The organism is Streptomyces lichenis, from assembly GCF_023218175.1.
Classification (GTDB): Bacteria; Actinomycetota; Actinomycetes; order Streptomycetales; family Streptomycetaceae; genus Streptomyces; species Streptomyces lichenis.
On the sequence record NZ_JALPTH010000066.1, the window covers coordinates 1 to 649 of the forward strand.

At 70.0% G+C, this 649-nt stretch carries 1 protein-coding gene; it reads right to left on the reverse strand.

Annotated elements, in window-relative coordinates:
- Positions 1-649, reverse strand: a 649-nt coding sequence (locus M1O15_RS31285) for a methionine adenosyltransferase domain-containing protein (RefSeq protein WP_248637624.1), incomplete at both ends; no start/stop codon positions are given.

Sequence of the window (649 nt, forward strand, 5' to 3'; positions counted from 1 at the left end):
CGGGTCCTTGCCGGAGAAGGCGCCGCCGCCGTGGCGGGCCATCCCGCCGTAGGTGTCGATGATGATCTTCCGGCCGGTCAGACCCGCGTCGCCCATCGGGCCGCCGATCTCGAACCGCCCGGTCGGGTTGACCAGCAGCCGGTAGCCCTCGGTCTCCAGCTTGATGCCGTCCTCCAGCAGCTGGCCGAGGACGTGCTCCACGACGAACTCGCGGATGTCGGGCGCGAGCAGCGACTCCAGGTCGATGTCGGAGGCGTGCTGGGAGGAGACCACCACGGTGTCCAGGCGGACGGCCTTGTCGCCGTCGTACTCGATGGTCACCTGGGTCTTGCCGTCGGGGCGCAGGTAGGGGATGGTCCCGTTCTTGCGCACCTCGGTCAGCCGGCGGGAGAGCCGGTGGGCCAGGTGGATCGGGAGCGGCATCAGCTCGGGGGTCTCGTCCGAGGCGTAGCCGAACATCAGCCCCTGGTCGCCGGCGCCCTGCTTGTCCAGCTCGTCCTCGTCGCCCTCGACGCGCTTCTCGTAGGCGGTGTCCACGCCCTGGGCGATGTCCGGGGACTGGGCGCCGATGGAGACCGAAACGCCGCAGGACGCGCCGTCGAAGCCCTTCTTGGAGGAGTCGTAGCCGATCTCCAGGATCTTGCCCCGC